Consider the following 16163-nt stretch of genomic DNA (forward strand, 5'->3'; position numbering starts at 1 on the left):
GCAGGAATCCTGGGTGCCGCGTGACAAGCGGGTGCTGGGCGTTTTTGTGCCGCTGATCGAGGCGCTGACCGAGCGGCAATGGGGCGACAATTCCCCGCCCCGCGAGGTGGCGGTCAAGAACGTTGCGCTCTTTGCCACACCCGCGACCGTGCGCAGCCGGGCGTTTCAACGCGAATTGGCGTTTCGCGCGATTGGCGTCGATGTCGAGGCGCAGGCCTGTGGCGGCGTGGTCGATGCCATTGAGGATGGTGATATGATCTTGGCCGAGGCCTTGGTACGCAGCCATGTTGACGCGCTCAAGCGCAAGATGCCGCATCCCGAGGCGGCAGTGCTGGGGTGCACCCATTATCCGCTGGTGCAAGAGGTATTTCAGGATGCGCTTGGCCCCGATGTGGCGGTCTATTCGCAGCCCAATCTGGTGGCGTCGAGCCTTGCCGATTATCTCGGGCGGCACCCGGACAAGATCGGGCCGGGCACCGAGGCTGCGTTTCTGACCACCGGTGATCCCAAACGCGTCTCCTCGCGTGCCACGCAATTCTTGCGACGAGAAATCAAATTCTCTGCGGCCTGAGGAACAGGTCATGACCCCTGCGCTGCATTGCGGCAGCAGGGAAATCCAACTATCCTAATCGCATCTGAAAGTGAGGTCACGATGACCCATAAAATCGCCATTCTGGGGGCCTCGGGCTATACCGGGGCCGAGCTTGTCCGGCTGATCGCCACTCATCCGGCCATGCAGATCACCGCACTCGCCGCCAATTCCAAGGCGGGGCAGAGCATGGGGCAGGTGTTTCCGCATTTGCGGCACCTCGATTTGCCCGATCTTGTCACCATCGAAGAGATTGATTTCTCTGGAATTGACCTCTGTTTCTGCGCGCTGCCGCACAAGACCAGTCAAGAGGTGATCGCAGCGCTGCCGCGCGACCTCAAGATCGTGGACCTGTCGGCGGATTTCCGGCTGCGTGATCCGGCCGCCTACCAGAAATGGTATGGCAATCCCCATGCCGCCCCCGAGGTGCAGAAAGAGGCGGTCTATGGCCTGACCGAATTCTACCGCGAGGATATTCGCGCCGCGCGTCTGGTGGCGGGCACCGGCTGTAATGCTGCGACGGGGCAATATATCCTGCGCCCGCTGATTTCTGCCGGGGTGATTGATCTGGACGAGATCATCCTCGACCTCAAATGCGGCGTGTCGGGGGCGGGGCGCAGTCTCAAGGAAAATCTGCTGCATGCAGAGCTGAGCGAGGGCTATCACGCCTATTCGGTCGGCGGCACGCATCGGCACTTGGGCGAGTTCGACCAGGAGTTTTCCGCCCTTGCCGGGCGCCCTGTCGAAATCCAATTCACCCCGCATCTTATCCCCGCCAATCGCGGAATTCTCGCCACCGGCTATGTCCGGGGCGAGGCGGCTCAAATTCACGCGACGCTGGCGGCGGCTTATGCGGACGAGCCGTTCATTGTGGTTTTGCCGATGGGCGAGACCCCCAGCACGCGCCACATTCGGGGCAGTAATTTCTGCCATATCGGCGTGGTGGCGGACCGGCGTGCCGGCCGCACAATCGTCGTGGCGGCCCTTGATAATCTGACAAAAGGTAGCAGCGGGCAGGCGTTGCAAAACGCCAATCTCATGTTATCTGAATCTGAGACCGCGGGGCTGATGCTGGCCCCGGTCTTTCCGTAAGGGTGACACCGATGAAATCGCTCAAGAAAAAGCGCCGAGTGCAGGTCATCGCGATTGCCGCCGTGGCACTTGTGATGGCCACCGCGCTGATCGGATATGGCATGCGCGACGGGATCAATTTCTTTCGCTCGCCAACCCAAGTGCTGGCGGAACCGCCCAGCCCCACCGAAGTGTTCCGCATCGGCGGGCTGGTGGAAGAGGGCAGTCTCAAACGCGGCGAGAGCGAGACCATCCGCTTCAACGTCACCGATGGTAATGGCGTGGTGCAAGTGACCTACAAGGGCGTGCTGCCCGATCTCTTTGAGGAAAATCAGGGCATGGTCGGCACCGGCAGCTATCGCGACGGCGTCTTTGTCGCCTCCGAAATCCTCGCCAAACATGACGAGAGCTATATGCCCAAGGAAGTGGTTGACGCGCTCAAGGCGCAGGGCGTCTACAAGGACCCGAACGGCAGCTAAGGCGACCACTCGATTTGAGTATTTTTCCAAAATTTACGCCCCGGTCAGGAATGGCCGGGGTGCGCGCGTTCTGACAAGGCTGCGTTAACGCTTGGTCCTGATGCTGAGGCTCGTGTTTCACGAGAGAAGGCGGGCCAGCGGATGCAAACTGTTGAGCAGATAGCGCAAGAGATCGTCGCGCGTGAGGGCGGCTATGTCGACGACCCGGACGATCCGGGCGGGGCCACCAATTTTGGCGTGACAATCCACACCATGCGGCGTCTGGGGTTGGATCTCACGCGGGATGGGGTGGTGGATGCGCTGGATGTGCGGGCGCTCACGCGCGATCAGGCGGTGACGCTCTTTATCGACCACTATTATCAGCGCCCCGGCATCGCGCGCCTGCCAGATAGCCTGCACGCCAGCGTGTTCGACATGTATGTCAATGCCGGGGCCAATGCGGTCAAGATCCTGCAACGGCTCTTGCGCGAGATGGGGCAAGAGATTGCGGTGGATGGCCTCATCGGGCCGCAAACCGTGGCGGCGGCAGTGGTGGCAGCCAAGGCCGCGCCGGATCATATCGCCGATGCCTATGGCATTGCGCGGCGCAATTATTACCTGAGCCTCGCCGATGCCCGCCCCGCCAGCCGCAAATTCGCCCGCAGTCGCGCGGGCGGCAAGGGCGGCTGGATCAAACGCGCGGAAGAGTTCATCTCGCCGCGCTTTCATCTCAGTGAGACCCAGTTCAACGCGAGGATCAGCGCATGGTGATGGATATTCTACGGGCGCTCTTTGGCAGCGGTGCCAATGTGGTGCGCGAAACCGCCGAGGTGTTTCGCGTCAACGCCGAGGCCGCCGATCAACGCAGCGTCGAGACGCAGCGCGCGGCCTTGGAGCAGATGGCGGGCGAGTTTCGGCTAGAAGGGCGCGGGAAGTTTGACCGGATCATCGACGGGCTGAACCGCATCCCGCGCCCGGCGATGGCGCTTGGAACAATCGGCCTTTTTGTAGCGGCGATGGTTGATCCCCTGTGGTTTGGCGAGCGGATGGCGGGGCTGGCGCTTGTGCCTGAACCGCTCTGGTGGCTCTTGGGGGCGATTGTCAGTTTCTATTTCGGCGCGCGCTATCAGGCCAAGGGGCAGGATTTCCAACGCTCGATTGCCAGCACCATCGCCCGCGCGCCGCAGGTGGCGCAGAGCATCCAGAGCTTGCGCAGCTTGCGTCCCACCAGCCCCGGAGTGGCCGATAGCAGCAATGATGCGCAGGTCGCGCTGAGCGCGCTGACCCCGACCGATAATCCCGCGCTGTCAGAGTGGCGGCGGCAGGGCTGAGACCCGCGACAATGTGATCCAAGTCCTGCGCCGTTTGCGATTGGCCGGGGCCATGTCCTGCCCTATACTCAGGGCATGATTATAGAACTCGGTCACTTCGCCCTCATCCTCGCCTTCCTGGTGGCCTGTGTTCAGGCCACCGTCCCGCTGATTGGCGCCTATAAACGCTGGCCGGGCTGGATGGCCATGGCCGAACCTGCGGCTACGATCCAGTTCTTGCTGACGGCTGTGGCCTTTGCCGCGCTGACATATGCCTTTGTCACCTCGGATTTCTCGCTGCGTCTGGTGGTGCTCAACAGCCACACGGACAAGCCGATGCTCTACAAGGTGACGGGCGTCTGGGGTAATCACGAAGGCTCGATGCTCTTGTGGGTGCTGATTGTCACGCTCTTTGGCGCGGCGGTGGCGTGGTTCGGCTCCAATCTGCCGCCGTCTCTGCGGGCACGGGTGCTGAGTGTTCAGGCCATGGTCGGCGTGGCGTTTTTCCTCTTTATCCTGCTCACCTCCAACCCGTTCCTGCGCATGGCGGTGCCGCCCTTCAACGGGCAGGACCTCAACCCGCTCTTGCAAGACCCCGGTTTGGCCTTTCATCCGCCCTTCCTCTATCTCGGCTATGTCGGTCTTTCGATGACCTTCTCCTTTGCCGTGGCGGCGTTGATCGAGGGGCGTGTCGACGCCGCTTGGGGGCGGTGGGTGCGGCCCTATACGCTGGCGGCGTGGATATTCCTGACCATCGGCATCGGTCTTGGGTCTTGGTGGGCCTACTACGAATTGGGCTGGGGTGGGTTCTGGTTCTGGGACCCGGTGGAAAACGCATCCTTCATGCCGTGGCTCATTGCGGCCGCCCTGCTCCATTCTGCCATCGTCGTGGAAAAGCGCGAGAGCCTGAAAAGCTGGACCATCCTCTTGGCGATCATCGCGTTCGGCTTCTCCATGGTCGGTGCCTTTATCACCCGCTCTGGCGTTCTGACCTCGGTGCATGCCTTTGCCACGGACCCCGAACGCGGTGTCTTTCTGTTGGCCATTCTGGCGGTGTTCATGGCGGGCGCGCTCACGCTCTTTGCGGCGCGGGCAGGTGTGATGCAGGCCAAGGGGGTGTTCAGCCTTGTCAGCCGCGAATCCGTGTTGGTGCTCAACAACCTCCTGCTGGCCGTGGCCTGTTTCGTGGTCTTTATCGGCACCATCTGGCCGCTGATTGCCGAAATGCTGTTTGACCGCAAACTGTCGGTGGGCGAGCCGTTTTTCAACGCGGCCTTTACCCCTTTCATGGTGGCGCTTGGCCTTATCCTGCCGGTGGGTGCCATGCTGCCGTGGAAGCGGGCCACCTTGGGTCGGGTCATTCGGCAATTGGCGCCTGTCTTTGCGCTGGCTGTGGCGGTTGGGGCGCTGGCTTGGGCAATGCAGACCGGGCGCTCGGCGCTTGGTCCCATGGGGCTCTTTCTGGCGGCGTGGCTGATTGGCGGCGCGATGGTCGATATCTGGACGCGCACGGGGCGCGGGGCGGGGCGGCTTGCACGTCTTACCCGATTGCCGCGTGCCGACTGGGGCAAGGCGGTGGCGCATGGCGGTCTGGGTGTGACCATGGCCGGGATTGCCGCGATGATGGCCTGGCAACAAGAAGACATCCGCGTCTTGCAGGTGGGCGAGCAATTCGAAATTGCGGGCTATACCCTGCAACTCGACGAGGTGCATGACGAGCAAGGGCCGAATTACCTTGCCACCATGGCGACCTTTACCCTGTCCCAGGACGGGCGTGAAATCGCCAAGATGCAGCCGGAAAAGCGGGAATATCCCGTGGCGCAAATGCCCACGACCGAGGCGGCGCTCGATAACGGGTTTCTGCGCGACATCTATGTCGTGATCGGCGATCCGCAGATCGGCGGGGGCTGGGCGGTGCGCAGTTATTATAAACCGCTGGCCAATTGGATCTGGGGTGGCTCTATCCTGATGGCGCTCGGCGGGTTCCTGTCTCTCAGTGACCGGCGTTACCGGGTTGCGGCCGGGGCGCGCAAGCTGCCCCAAGGGGTGCCTGCGGAATGAAACGCCTGATCCTTGCGCTCTGCGTCATTGCGGCACCGGTTTTTGCCGTGCAGCCTGATGAAATCCTTGATGATCCGGCGCTCGAGGCGCGGGCGCGGGATATTTCCTCGGGCCTGCGTTGCCTTGTCTGCCGCAATGAGAGCATCGACGATTCCAACGCCGAACTGGCGCGCGATCTGCGTCTCTTGGTGCGCGAGCGTCTGGTGGCGGGGGACAGCAACGAAGAGGCGGTCGATTTCATCGTCGCGCGCTATGGCGAATATGTCCTGCTCAAGCCGCGTTCGGGCGGGGCCAATATCCTCTTGTGGTGGGCGGGTCCGCTCATGCTAGGGGCGGGTATTCTGATTGGCGCTGTCTATTTGCGGGGGCGGGCACGTTCGCCTGAAACCGAGGTGGCGCGGCTGAGCGAGGCCGAGGAACACCGCCTGCGCGAAATCCTGAAAGACTGACGCGCGGTTTCGCTTGGCGCGGAGGATGGTCTGGGGTTTGATGCCGAAAACCAGACCGAAAGGCCCGAATCCGTGAAAGATTATCAAACCATCACGCTCGAAATCAGCGACGGCGTGGCGCTCCTCTGCCTCAACCGCGCCGACAAGATGAACGCGCTCAACACCCAGATGCGGGCCGAAATCACCGATGCGATGATCCATGCGGGGCGCGCGGCGCGGGTTGTCGTGCTGACAGGGCGTGGGCGCGCGTTCTGCTCGGGGCAAGACCTGAGCGACGGGGGCAATGCCACGACGCTCGATCTCGAACGGGTGCTGCGCGAGGAATACGTGCCGATGCTGCGCGCCATCACCGATTGCCCGGTGCCCACCATCAGCGCCGTCAACGGGCCTGCGGCGGGGGCAGGGGCCAATCTGGCGCTGTCGGCGGATGTGGTGATCGCGAGCGAGAGCGCTTATTTCCTTCAGGCCTTTGCCCGGATCGGCCTCATTCCCGATGCGGGCGGCACCTATGCGCTGCCGCGTCAGATGGGCATGGCCAAGGCAATGGGCGCGGCGCTCTTTGCAGAGCCGATTTCCGCCCGGCAGGCCAGCGATTGGGGCATGATCTGGGAGGCGGTGGCCGACGACGGCTTTGACGCCCATTGGCGGGCGCGGGCCGCGCAATTGGCCAAGGGGCCGACCCAGACCTATGGCGCGATCAAACAGGCGATCCGGGGCAGTTGGGACAATACGCTTGAAGGCCAGTTGGATCTTGAGGCCCGGCTGCAAGGGGAATGTGGGCAAAGCCGTGACTTCAAGGAAGGCGTGGTGGCCTTCCTTGAAAAACGCCCCCCGAGTTTCGAGGGGCGCTGAGACTGTGACGGTTACGCGGCGGCGGCCGGTGCGCGCGCAATGAGCGCGACATCGGCGGCGGTCAGCGTGGTGCCTGCGCCGATCACGCGGGCCACAGCGACCCCATCCGCAAGAACGGTGACATCCCCGGCGGCGCTGGTCGTGAGGGTGATGACCGGCGGTGCCGCCTCGGGGCTGGCGGCCGTATAGACATAGGCGATCTGATCGTCGACCCGGTTGAAATCGGTGATCGTGGCAACATCGGCACCGCGACCCCATTCGCCAAGCCAGAATTGATCGGCCCCGACACCGCCCGTTGCGGTATCATCCCCACCGATGACGAGCACGTCGTTCTCGCTGCCGCCAAAGAGGCTGTCATCGCCGCTTGTCTCGTCGGCCGGGCTGCGCGCAAAGTCATCGAGCAGCGCGCGCGGCGCGGCGGGGTCGAGACCTTGCGCCGCGATATCGGCGGCGCTGCCAGACCCGATGTCAATATCAATGCCGAGCACCAGATCATTGCCCGAACTGCCGAACAGGACATCGCGTAAGGCACCACCGATCAACACGTCATCGCCTGCTTCGCCCTGAAGATCGTCAGAGCCGCTGCCGCCGTCGATAACATCGTTGCCGCCGCCGCCGAACACCTGATCATCGCCACCGCGCGCGCCGACCACGTCATTGCCGTCCAATGCGCTGATTTCATCCCCGATCGAGCGCCCGGTGATCAGATCGTTGGCCGCGCTACCGGTGATTTCATTGAGAGCGGTCGCGCGTTCCACAACCACAATTTCGGCTGCGGTCAAGGTGCTGCCCGCACCCGTCACCTCGGCCACGGCCACGCCATCCGCAAGAATGATCGCGTCGCCTGCGGCGTTGGTGGACAGGGTGATCACAGGGGCCGCTTCCCCGAGAGCCACGGGGCTGTGGTAATAGACGATCTGATCCGCAGCCGGATCATAATCCGTGATCGTGGCCGTGTTCACGCCGCTCACCCATTCCCCAAGCCAGAAGCGATCATCCCCAGACCCGCCGGTCGCGGTATCGTCGCCGCCGATCACGAGCACGTCGTTGCCGCTACCGCCCAAGAGCGTGTCATCGCCGCTCAGCTCGTCAGCCGGGGATCGTGCGAGACTGTCAAGGATGCTCAAGGGTGTTGCGGGGTCGAGGTTGAGAGCCGCGAGGTCTGCGGCGCTGCCGGACCCAAGGGGAATGTCGAGCCCGAGAATCAGGTCATCACCGGAATTGCCCTGAAGGGAATCGCCGCCCGCACCGCCAATGACCACGTCATTGCCGACACCGCCCCAGAGGACGTCCGCGGCATTGCCACCGGAAACGATATCATTTCCGTCCCCGGCAAAGACCACGTCCCGCCCGCCCGCAGCGGCGATCACATCGTTGCCGTCTTGGGCAGAGATTTCATCGCCCACGTCCCGCCCGTTGATGAGATCGGCCCCGGTTGTGCCGGTGATGATATTGGGGCCAGTGTCGGTGCTGTCGTCGCCTGCTCTCTCGACGAGAGTCACCGCCGAAGCGGTCAAAGTCGCGCCTGCACCAGAGACAAGCGCGACCACCACGCCATCGACACTCAGCAAGGCGTTGCCGTCTTCATCCTGTGTCACGCTGACTTGGGGCACCGTTCCCGTGCTGACATAGCTGTATTCCACAAAATCAGCGGCTGGGTCATAGTCGGTGATTGTGGTCACGCTTCCAGCCTCGATCCAGTCCCCGATGATGAAGTTGTCTTCTGCTGCGCCACCGGTGCCAACATCGCCGCCCCCGAGGAAGAGCGCATCCTCTCCGTCGCCGCCAAGCAGGGTATCGGCCCCGTGCCCATCCTCGCCTTCATCAGGGAGCGAGGCATCACCGATCAGACCGCGTTGCAGCAAGTCGCTCAGTTGGCCGGTGGTCTGACTGTTCAGGCCGCGGTCGATGCCAATAAGCACGTCATCGCCTGTGCCGCCGTCAAGAAGGTCGTTTCCGCCGCCGCCGATCAGAGCATCGTCGCCGCCGTCACCCGAGAGTGTATCGGCACCATTGCCGCCAAGAATGAGATCGGTTCCAGCGCCACCCTGAACGAGGTCATTTCCCCCGCCCACCGACACGATATCGTCGCCAGCGCGGGCCTCGATGTTGTCCGCGCCCGATGTGCCGTCAATGGAATCATCGCCGGTTGTTTCGTTCGCATCATTGTCATCAGCATCGTCGCTGCCAGAATCGTCGATCACAAACGCTGCCAGACCGACACTGGCCAAAAGGCCCAGTAAAAGTAAACCACCCATAAATCACGGTCCCCCCAGACCAAAGACCACTCGAAAAAAGGCGTGCGAATCTTGTCCTACACGCCCTCAGCTAGGCGGCAATGCTACTGAAAATCAAGGATAAAATCCTTGGCAGAGATGGTCCGAAGTGCCCGCGAAACAATCCCTTGAAACGCGCAGGATTGTGTCGTGACGACGTCAGAGGCGGACGCAAAAGCCCCGACCTTGAGGGTCGGGGCTCTGTGGTAGTGCAAGCCCTATGGGCTCAGCGCTTTTCGATGTCCACGTAATCGCGCAACGTCGCCCCCTTGTAGAGCTGGCGCGGACGGCCAATCTTGAGCTGCGGATCGGCAATCATTTCCTTCCACTGGGAAATCCAGCCAATCGTGCGGCTGACCGCGAAAATCGGCGTGAACATCGAGGTCGGGAACCCCATCGCCTCCAGGATGATGCCCGAGTAGAAATCGACATTCGGGAAGAGCTTTTTATCCGCAAAGTAGGGATCAGCCAGAGCCTGACGCTCCAACTCCTTGGCAACCTGAAGCGTCGGGTTGTTCTCGACACCCAAGAGTTCCAGAACCTCATCGGCGGATTGCTTCATCACCTTGGCGCGCGGGTCGAAATTCTTGTAGACCCGGTGGCCAAAACCCATCAGGCGGAACGGATCGTCCTTGTCCTTGGCGCGGGCGATAAATTCCGGGATACGGTCCGGCGTGCCGATTTCCTGCAACATCTCGAGACAGGCCTGATTGGCACCACCATGCGCCGGACCCCAGAGACAGGCAATGCCCGCCGCGACGCAAGCAAACGGGTTGGCACCCGAAGACGAGGCCAGACGCACGGTCGAGGTCGAGGCGTTCTGCTCGTGATCGGCATGGAGCGTGAAAATGCGGTCCATCGCCCGGCTGAGGATCGGATTGACCACGTAATTCTCGGCCGGCACGGCAAAGCACATGCGCAGGAAATTCGACGCATAGTCGAGTTCGTTGCGCGGATATTCGAACGGCTGGCCGATGGTGTATTTGAAGGCCATCGCCGCAATGGTCGGCATCTTGGCAATCAGCCGGATCGAGGCCACTTCGCGCTGCCAGGGGTCGGTGATATCGGTGCTGTCGTGATAAAAGGCGCTGAGCGCGCCCACCACGCCCACCATGATCGCCATCGGATGCGCATCCCGGCGAAAGCCGCGGAAGAGGAAATGCATCTGTTCGTGGATCATCGTGTGATTGGTCACACGGCTCTCGAAATCCTCGAGCTGTGCGGGGCTCGGCAACTCGCCGTAGAGCAGCAGGTAGCACACTTCGAGGTAATGCGATTTCTCGGCCAACTGGTCGATCGGATAGCCGCGATGCAGCAACTCACCCTTGTCACCGTCGATAAAGGTGATGGTGCTGTCACAGCTTGCCGTCGACGTATAGCCGGGGTCGTAGGTGAAGACGCCCGCGTCGGCATAGAGCTTGCGGATGTCGATCACATCCGGGCCCGCCGTAGGCGAGTGCATCGGCAATTCATAGGTCTTGCCGTCGATTTCCAGCTTTGCCACTCTTTTGACTTCTGACATCAGGGGTCCTCCCTCTCAGCGCCCGCTTGCGCCATGCGCGCATCGAGCTGAATAAACGTAGTGCCTTGCCAAGGGATTAATCCCCCCCGCAGGCCGCATCGGTCAACCGGGCGATGGTTTCGTCCCGCCCCAGGACCAGCATCATGTCGAACACACTTGGTGTCGCACTGCGGCCCGCCAGTGCCGCCCGGAGGGGGCCTGCCAGCTTGCCGAATTTCATTCCATGGTCTTCGGCGAATTGGGTCGCCAGACCCTCGATAGCCTCACGCGTCCACGTAGCAGTTTGCAACTGCGGCGTCAATTCTTTCAGTATACCACGGGATACTGTATCAAGCTGCTCGGCGGCCTTGTCTTCGGGCCGAATTGGCCGCGATGCTAGGATAAATGCCGCCTTATCAAGAAGTTCCGGAAAGGTCTTGGCGCGTTCCTTGAGACAGTACATGCCGCGCGCAAACAGCGTCAATTTCTCGTCATCCAGTGCGGGTTGCCCCGTCACCGCCAGAAAATCGCACAATTCATGCAGCAGCGCAGCATCATCCGCCGCAGCGATATGCTGACCGCAGAGATTCTCGAGTTTCTTGAAGTCCAGACGCGCCGGGGATTTGCCGATTCCCTTGAGCTCGAACCAGGCCTGCGCCTGCGCATCGTCGAAGAATTCGGCATCGCCATGGCTCCAGCCAAGGCGCGCCAGATAGTTGCGTATCCCCGCCGCCGGATAGCCCATCTTCTGATATTCCTCGACGCCGAGCGCGCCGTGGCGCTTGCTCAGTTTCTTGCCATCGGGGCCGTGAATGAGCGGAATATGGGCGTAAACCGGCAGGGGCCAGCCCATCGCCTGATAGATCATCATCTGTCGCGCGGCGTTGTTGAGGTGATCGTCGCCCCGAATGACATGGGTCACACCCATGTCGTGATCATCGACCGCCACCGCCAGCATATAGACCGGCGTGCCATCGCCGCGCAGCAGAACCATATCGTCAAGCTGATCGTTGCGGATGGTCACATCGCCCTGCACCTCGTCGCGGATCACGGTCACGCCGTCGCGGGGGGCCTTGATTCGGATCACATAGGGCACGCCTTCGGGGTGCTGATCAGGTGTCGCGTCGCGCCAGGGGCTTTGATAGAGGGTCGAGCGTCCTTCGGCGCGGGCAGACTCGCGGAAGGTCTCGATCTCATCCTGGGTTGCAAAGCATTTATAGGCCATGCCTTCCGCCAGCAATTTGCGTGCCACCTCGGCGTGACGGTCGGCGCGCTCAAATTGGCTGATCGCGTCGCCGTCGTGGTCAAGGCCAAGCCACGCCAGCCCATCCAGAATCGCTTGGGTCGCTTCGGGGGTCGAGCGCGCCCGGTCGGTATCCTCGATGCGCAACAGGAACTTGCCGCCGCGCCCGCGCGCAAAGAGCCAGTTGAACAGCGCCGTGCGCGCCCCCCCGATATGCAGATATCCGGTGGGCGAGGGGGCAAAGCGGGTCACGACCTGTTGCGACATGGGGCGGATTAACCTTTCGGTAACGATGATGCGGCTAGCGTTGTCGCCTGTCTATCGGCCCGTCATGGGGGAAACAAGCCTTGGGCATCTGGCACCCGATCTGCCACCGGATTGAGGCGATCTGGCTGGCGCAGCGCGGCACGCTTTTCCCTTGGGTGCCGGTGGTTCTGGCCTGTGGCGTGGGGGCCTATTTCGCGCTGCGGCAAGAGCCATCCGAGGCGGTTCTCTGGGGCTGCGGCGCGGGCGCTCTGGTGCTGGCGCTGATGGCGACACGCGGGCGGGAATGGTCCGGTCCGCTTCTCTGGGCGCTCGCATTGGGGCTGGCGGGCTTTGCCCTTGCGGGCCTGCGCGCGCATGTGGTGGCGGGGCCGGTGCTGGGCTGGCGCTATTATGGCCCGGTCGAGGGGCGGATCGTGGGCATCGACCGCTCGGCCTCGGATGCGCTGCGCCTGACGCTCGACCGCGTGGTTCTGGAACGCACTGACCCCGCGCGCACGCCACACGCTGTGCGGGTGTCCCTGCACGGTGATCAGAGCCATTTCACACCGCAGGCCGGTCAACGCGTGATCCTGACGGCGCATCTCGGCCCGGCGGGTGGCCCGGTCGAGCCGGGGGGCTTTGATTTCCAGCGCCATGCGTGGTTTCTGGGGATCGGTGCTGTGGGTTACACCCGCACACCGGTTCTGCGGCTAGAGGCCTCGCCGGGGGGCCAAGCGCTCTTCCGGGCGCGCATGGCCTTGTCGCAGCATGTGCAGAGCCGCCTGCCGGGGCAAACGGGTGCCTTTGCCGCCGCGATCATGACCGGCGACCGCGCGGGGCTGAGCCTTGCAACACTTGAAGCGATGCGCATTTCCAACCTCGCGCATCTCTTGGCGATTTCGGGGCTGCACATGGGGCTCTTGGCGGGGTTCGTTTTCGCTGCCTCCCGTTTGGGCTTTGCCGCGGTACCGCGCCTTGGCCTGCGCCTGCCGGCCAAGAAGCTTTCGGCGGCTTTGGCGCTCTTGGCCGGGGCAGGGTATCTGGGCCTCTCGGGCGGCAATGTCGCGACCGAGCGCGCCTTTGTCATGGTGGCGGTGATGCTGGGCGCGGTGATGCTGGAACGCCGCGCCTTCAGCCTGCGCGCGGTGGCAGTGGCGGCCATCCTTGTGCTGGCCCTGCATCCCGAGGCGCTGCTTGGTCCAGGCTTTCAGATGTCCTTTGCCGCGACAGTGGGGCTGGTTGCAGTCTTTGGCTGGATGCGGGATGCGGGGCTCGCGCGCGGACCCCGCTGGCTGCGCCCAGTGCTGGCGGTGGTGATTTCTTCTGCGGTGGCGGGGGCGGCGACAGCGCCGGTGGCCGCCGCGCATTTCAACCAGTACTCGCAATTCGGCCTCTTGGCCAATCTGGTGAGCGTGCCCTTGATGGGGGTGCTGGTGATGCCTGCGGCGGTCATGGCCACGCTTTTGTTGCCGCTGGGGCTCGACTGGATCGCGCTGCGCCTGATGGAACTTGGCCTGCGCTGGATTCTGACGGTGGCAGAGTGGGTTGCGGCGTTGGAGGGCGCGCGCGTGCCGGTGGTGGCCCCCGGCCCTCATGTGCTGCCGCTCTTGGCGCTTGGGGCGCTCTTTGTCGTGCTCTGGCAGGGGCGCACACGGGCTCTGGGTATCCTGCCAATGACCTTGGGTGTCCTGCTCTGGGGGGGGGGCGAGCGGCCGGTGATGATCATATCCGATACGGGCACCCTGATCGGGATCATGACCGAGGCGGGGCGCGCGCTCAACAAACCATCGGGCGGTGGTTTCGTGGCCGACAACTGGCTCGAGAATGACGGCGATGATGCGGGTCGCGAGGTGGCCTTTGCCCGCTGGTCCGAGGATTTGGCCGTGGGTCATGGGATCAGGGTTGTGGCGGGCAAGGCTGCCGCTGCGATGCCGGTCATTTGCGACGGGGCCAAACTTGTCGTCCTGAGTGTCGCGCCAGAGCAGCCCCCGGCGCAGGGCCGTGACTGTCAGATCATTACGCCCGACACGCTGCGCGCCACAGGCTCACTGGCGCTTCTTGCTGATGGGCCGGACCTGCGCCTTGTGACCGCGCGCGACCTGAGCGGCGCGCGGCTCTGGAATTCTCAGTAGCTGCGGATCAAGCCCACCAGCCGTCCTTGAACGCGCACCTGATCCTCGGGGAAGAGCCGCGTTTCATAGGCCGGGTTCGCGGCCTCGAGCGCGATGGCATTGCCCCGGCGGTAAAAGCGTTTGAGCGTCGCCTCCTGATCCTCGATCAGAGCCACGACGATATCGCCATTATCCGCCACCGAAGTTTCGCGGATGATCACCACATCGCCATCATTGATGCCGGCCTCGATCATCGAGTCGCCACGCACCTCGAGCGCATAGTGATTGGCCGCCCCCCGGATCATGGAACTGGGCACCGAAACATTGTGCTGCACATGGGCAATCGCCTCGATCGGCACACCGGCGGCGATGCGTCCCATCAGCGGCACCTCAAAGGCATGCGTCACCTCGACTGGCTGGGCATTGGCAGGGCGGGGGGTATCGGGCCGGTCGCCGTCGATCACGCGGGGGGTAAAGCTGTGGCGCGCCTCGCCCCCAAGGCTCTCGGGCAGACGCACGATTTCCAGCGCCCGCGCGCGGTGCGCCAGACGCCGGATAAAGCCGCGTTCCTCCAGCGCCGTGATCAGGCGGTGAATACCGGATTTCGACCGCAGATCGAGCGCTTCTTTCATTTCGTCAAAACTGGGCGGAACACCGTCCCGCTGCACACGCTTTTGGATAAACTCCAGCAAATCGAGTTGTTTCTTGGTCAGCATGGGCTGCGTCCTCTCACCGGTCAATTGCTTTTGTTCTACACATGTTCCCGTTTTGTGTCAATCGGCGTGGCCGCTCTGCCATTGCATCGCGGGGCAGGGGGGGGTATGCGCTGCGCCAAACCGCTTGACCCTATGCCAGCAAAGGGGGGCCAGATGATCCCGACACCCTATTATCTGATCGACGAAGAGCGTCTCTTGCAGAACATGCACAAGATCGAGCGGTTGCGCGCGCTCTCGGGGGCCAAGGCGCTTTTGGCGTTGAAATGCTTTGCCACATGGTCCGCCTTCCCGACCATGCGGCCCTATATGGATGGCACCACGTCCTCCTCGCTTTTCGAGTTGCGTTTGGGGCGCGAAAAATTCGGCAAAGAAACCCACGCCTATTCCGTCGCGTGGTCCGATGCCGAGATTGACGAGGCGGTGTCCTATGCCGACAAGATCATTTTCAACACCGTGGGACAGTTGCAGCGCTATGACAACCAGTCTGCCGGGATAGAACGCGGCCTGCGCCTCAACCCGCGGTTCTCAACGTCGAGTTTCGATCTCGCCGATCCCGCGCGGCCCTTTTCGCGCTTGGGCGAATGGGAAGTGGACAAGATCCTTGGCGTGATCGACCGTATTTCCGGGGTGATGATCCATTACAATTGCGAGAACCGCGATTTCGACCTTTTTGACCAGCAGCTTGCCCGCATCGAGGCGGAATTCGCGCCGGTGCTGGAGCGGCTGCAATGGGTCTCGCTCGGGGGTGGCATCCATTTCACCGGCGACGACTATCCGCTCGAAGAACTGGCCGCGCGGCTCAAAGGCTTTGCCGAGCGGTTCGGCGTGCAGGTCTATCTGGAACCGGGCGAAGCGGCGATCACCGGGTCGACCACGCTCGAGGTGACGGTGCTCGACATTCTCGACAACGGCAAGGAATTGGCCATCGTCGATTCCAGCACCGAGGCGCATATGCTCGACCTCTTGATCTACCGCGAGAGTGCCAAGCTGCCCCAAGAGGGGGCCCATGCCTATCAAATCTGTGGCAAGTCCTGTCTTGCGGGCGATATTTTCGGCGAGGCGCGTTTTGCGGCACCCCTGACCGTGGGCGACCGCATTTCAATCGGCGATGCCGCCGGTTACACGATGGTCAAGAAGAACTGGTTCAATGGCGTAAACATGCCCGCCATTGCCATCAGGCGCCCCGATGGGACCGTCGATCTGATCCGCAGCTTTACCTTCGAGGACTATGCTGCCTCGCTCTCATGAGGACCACCCACACTCTTTCCCTGGGGCTGATC

The 16163-nt window shown here is 62.8% G+C and carries 14 protein-coding genes; 10 read left to right on the top strand and 4 right to left on the bottom strand.

Annotated elements, in window-relative coordinates; genetic code table 11:
* From KBT70_RS05150 to KBT70_RS05185, 8 genes are all read left to right on the top strand, one after another.
* Positions 1–571, top strand: a 571-nt coding sequence (locus tag KBT70_RS05150; protein WP_296629456.1) for an aspartate/glutamate racemase family protein, incomplete at its 5' end; no start/stop codon positions are given.
* An 81-nt stretch (positions 572–652) separates the two neighbouring features.
* Entirely contained in the window at positions 653–1681 is a 1029-nt protein-coding gene (gene argC, locus KBT70_RS05155; protein WP_296629457.1) for an N-acetyl-gamma-glutamyl-phosphate reductase, read from the top strand.
* An 11-nt stretch (positions 1682–1692) separates the two neighbouring features.
* Positions 1693–2139, top strand: a complete 447-nt coding sequence (gene ccmE / locus KBT70_RS05160) for a cytochrome c maturation protein CcmE (protein WP_296629458.1) — start codon at positions 1693–1695, stop codon at positions 2137–2139.
* A 141-nt stretch (positions 2140–2280) separates the two neighbouring features.
* Positions 2281–2889, top strand: coding sequence for a holin-associated N-acetylmuramidase (locus KBT70_RS05165; RefSeq protein ID WP_296629459.1), 609 nt, complete (start codon positions 2281–2283; stop codon positions 2887–2889).
* Positions 2883–3449 (top strand): holin family protein, encoded by a 567-nt coding sequence (locus KBT70_RS05170; protein WP_296629460.1) that lies wholly within the window; start codon positions 2883–2885, stop codon positions 3447–3449. Before KBT70_RS05165 ends, KBT70_RS05170 begins: the two co-directional genes overlap by 7 nt.
* Before the next feature lie 75 nt (positions 3450–3524).
* Positions 3525–5489 (top strand): heme lyase CcmF/NrfE family subunit, encoded by a 1965-nt coding sequence (locus KBT70_RS05175; RefSeq protein WP_296629461.1) that lies wholly within the window; start codon positions 3525–3527, stop codon positions 5487–5489.
* Positions 5486–5938, top strand: coding sequence for a cytochrome c-type biogenesis protein (locus KBT70_RS05180; protein WP_296629462.1), 453 nt, complete (start codon positions 5486–5488; stop codon positions 5936–5938). Before KBT70_RS05175 ends, KBT70_RS05180 begins: the two co-directional genes overlap by 4 nt.
* A gap of 72 nt (positions 5939–6010) precedes the next feature.
* Positions 6011–6790: an enoyl-CoA hydratase-related protein gene (locus KBT70_RS05185; protein WP_296629463.1), complete on the top strand. Its 780-nt coding sequence runs from the start codon at positions 6011–6013 to the stop codon at positions 6788–6790.
* A gap of 11 nt (positions 6791–6801) precedes the next feature.
* On the opposite strand, the gene KBT70_RS05190 is transcribed toward KBT70_RS05185, so the two are convergent.
* The 3 genes from KBT70_RS05190 to gltX all read right to left on the bottom strand — a co-directional run bounded on the left by KBT70_RS05190 (position 6802) and on the right by gltX (position 12077).
* The gene (locus KBT70_RS05190) at positions 6802–9048 is read right to left on the bottom strand and encodes a calcium-binding protein (protein WP_296629464.1); all 2247 of its coding nucleotides are present in this window, start codon (positions 9046–9048) and stop codon (positions 6802–6804) included.
* 244 nt (positions 9049–9292) lie between these two features.
* The gene (gene gltA / locus KBT70_RS05195) at positions 9293–10588 is read right to left on the bottom strand and encodes a citrate synthase (RefSeq protein ID WP_296629465.1); all 1296 of its coding nucleotides are present in this window, start codon (positions 10586–10588) and stop codon (positions 9293–9295) included.
* A gap of 76 nt (positions 10589–10664) precedes the next feature.
* Entirely contained in the window at positions 10665–12077 is a 1413-nt protein-coding gene (gene gltX / locus KBT70_RS05200; RefSeq protein ID WP_296629466.1) for a glutamate--tRNA ligase, read from the bottom strand.
* 80 nt (positions 12078–12157) lie between these two features.
* Between gltX and KBT70_RS05205 the strand changes: the two genes are divergently transcribed.
* Positions 12158–14188: a ComEC/Rec2 family competence protein gene (locus KBT70_RS05205; RefSeq protein ID WP_296629467.1), complete on the top strand. Its 2031-nt coding sequence runs from the start codon at positions 12158–12160 to the stop codon at positions 14186–14188.
* On the opposite strand, the gene lexA is transcribed toward KBT70_RS05205, so the two are convergent.
* On the bottom strand, positions 14182–14883 hold the full coding sequence (gene lexA / locus KBT70_RS05210; RefSeq protein WP_296629468.1) for a transcriptional repressor LexA: 702 nt from the start codon (positions 14881–14883) through the stop codon (positions 14182–14184). The two genes, KBT70_RS05205 and lexA, sit on opposite strands and share 7 nt — an antisense overlap.
* 153 nt (positions 14884–15036) lie before the next feature.
* Between lexA and KBT70_RS05215 the strand changes: the two genes are divergently transcribed.
* Positions 15037–16131, top strand: coding sequence for a carboxynorspermidine decarboxylase (locus tag KBT70_RS05215; protein ID WP_296629469.1), 1095 nt, complete (start codon positions 15037–15039; stop codon positions 16129–16131).
* Positions 16132–16163 lie beyond the last annotated feature (32 nt).

This window comes from Roseovarius sp. (genome assembly GCF_018066915.1).
Lineage (GTDB): Bacteria > Pseudomonadota > Alphaproteobacteria > Rhodobacterales > Rhodobacteraceae > Roseovarius.